The sequence below is a fragment of the Micromonospora sp. LOL_024 genome, assembly GCF_048060415.1.
In the GTDB taxonomy this organism is placed as follows: domain Bacteria; phylum Actinomycetota; class Actinomycetes; order Mycobacteriales; family Micromonosporaceae; genus Micromonospora.
This window is the reverse complement of record NZ_JBHMIS010000105.1, coordinates 1-2,319: the sequence shown is the minus strand read 5'-3', so window position 1 is coordinate 2,319 and position 2,319 is coordinate 1. Positions and strand designations below refer to the sequence as shown.

Genomic DNA, 2,319 nt, shown 5'->3' with positions numbered 1-2,319 from the left:
GCGCTTCCTATCCTGGGCATCACCAACACCCCGGACACTCACGGAACTTGATCGGGCCCTGCGTAGCAGCGGATCCGGAGCCGGTAGGCGTTTACGCATACGCGCCCCCAGGGGGGAGACCCCCAGGATGAGGGTCTGTCTGGAGCCGGACCGCAGCCCTGGGAGCGGGGCTGACCTGGGCTGTGAGTCGGGGCGGGGGGTCGGTTCGGGGGGCGGTGTCAAGACCGACGGTCACACGGCGATCGACACCGACCGCCGCACGGCCGGTAACACCGGACCCATGGCCTTGGTGGTGCGAGAAGACGCGCGACGTGGACCGGCGATCGTATTGCTGGCCGAGATAGTGAACGTTGAGCTGGGTGAACACGTGCATGCTCCTTGATCGGAAAATGTTGGATGGTGCACCTCGGTCGTACCGGCGAGACGGACGGCGGGTGCACGCTCGTCGGATTCGGCCAGGTTCTGTCAGAAATGGACTTCCTGACAGAACCGCCGCCCGAGCCGCGAAGGGCATCGACTGAAAGAACTCGCGTTCTGTCACGCGACATCTGTTGGGGACAGATCCGGCGAGAGCTGTCGGGGCAGGCTGGCCTCGGCGCGCAGGACACGCACGAGCGCCGAGGCGGTGGCGTTGGACAGATGGTGCCCGTCAGCGCGTAGCTGTCGCGTGAGGGCCTTACGGGACAACGGTGTCCCTTGGGCCGCGAGGGCACGGGCGGCGGTCCGGGCGACCGGGACCAACGCTGCGATCTCCGGCCCACCGTCCCGGACCCCCTCGTGGCTGTTGCGACTGTCCGGGACCGTCGACTGCCCGTCCAGGGCGGTGGCGGTGACCGCTGGGGTGGAGTCCGGGACCGCGGCAGTGTCGGCGTGGACCGGCGCAGCCGGTCCGGGGACCGTCTCGGCGGCGTCCGGGACCGTGGCACCGGTGCCGGAAACTGGCCCGGACCCGACCCGCCCGGGCTGGCTGTCCGGGGCGGGCGGGGCTGTCCGGTGGAGCGGGGCAGGATCGGCACGGCTGAGAGCGATCTTCACCATCGCCAGGAAGCCGAGCGCCGGCAACGCGGCAGCGATCCAGCCGATCACCGACGGCTCCGCCCCGACCACCTGAGCCGCCAGAGACAGGAACACCGCCACCGTCAACACGGTCGCCGGGAACGCGACGCTCTTGCCCAACCGCCGGTTACGGCGCAACTCCAGGCCCGCCGCGATCGATGTCAGCTCCAGCACGACTGCGTCCGCCCACGCCAGCCAGCCCGGCTGACCGTGCTCGGCGGCGACGTCATGGACGTGGCGGAAGGACGCCGCGCCCGCCGCACCACCGATCAACAGCATGATCAGCACTTGGACGCGATCCTCGAGCCGCTCCCGCCTTGACCGCACTTCGCCGGACCTGTCATCCGGTTGATGCTCAGGTCTCGCCAACGGCCCACCACCCGTCGACGGACGGCCCGTGCACGGCCGCAGCCAAGACGGCCAGGACAGCGCGGACCGTAACCGTAGGATCGACGGACGCCGCCGTCAGCCCCACCACATTGATGTTGAATGAAGTCACTTTTTGCTCCATGGATGGTCGTAGGGTTTCGTGGTAGGCGAATGAAGGCCGCTCGGGACGACCGCCTGCGACCACGCTTCCGGGCAGGCGTGTTCCTGCCGGGTGACGCCCGGCCGGGCGGACCTCATTCGCATGCCGAGGTCGTACGATCACTGTGGACGAGTCAACGAACAAGCCGGGCCCCGCGCAGGGGCAGGCGAAGAGAGCAGAATGCGTCGCGTGGCCCGCACGACAGGCCATGCTCAGCAACGGACGCAGGACAGGGGCCAGCAGAGCCACAAGGGGGCAGAAGTCACCAACAGCGCCCATATGGAGCGCCAGAGGTGAAGCGGCGGCTCAGCTCGCCGGCAGCCGAACCTTCATGTGGGTCCTCCCATCACTTCACGCCCTCGACAACGTCGACACGAACGACAGCGGGCACCCAACTCCGGGAATGCCTGCCTCTCCATGGCGCACCGCGCCAAGCGGCGGTACGAGAACGTACAACCAGTACGCCCCGGCACCACCCATCGAGTCAACCCCGAATTCAATGGGCAATGCGCGCGCCCTGCGCTGTCAGTCCGGATGAGTCCAGGACCATCGCCTCCAATGACCGGCAGTACCTCTGCGTCCACCCAGTCACCGCGAAATCCTCTGCTGTTCCACTCACTCCTTGGGACGGCCTTCTCATCATTCAGGCGATGAGGGCGGAGTCGGTCAGCGAGCAGGGCCATTGCGTAAAACCGGTGACGTTACGTGACTGCGTCGATGAGTTGGGTTGATCG

The 2,319-nt window shown here is 67.7% G+C and carries 1 protein-coding gene; it reads right to left on the bottom strand.

What is annotated here, in order from left to right:
• Positions 1-537: 537 nt before the first annotated feature.
• The gene (locus tag ACFHWY_RS28285) at positions 538-1,335 is read right to left on the bottom strand and encodes a DUF2637 domain-containing protein (protein WP_416583291.1); all 798 of its coding nucleotides are present in this window, start codon (positions 1,333-1,335) and stop codon (positions 538-540) included.
• Between the last annotated feature and the right edge of the window lie 984 nt (positions 1,336-2,319).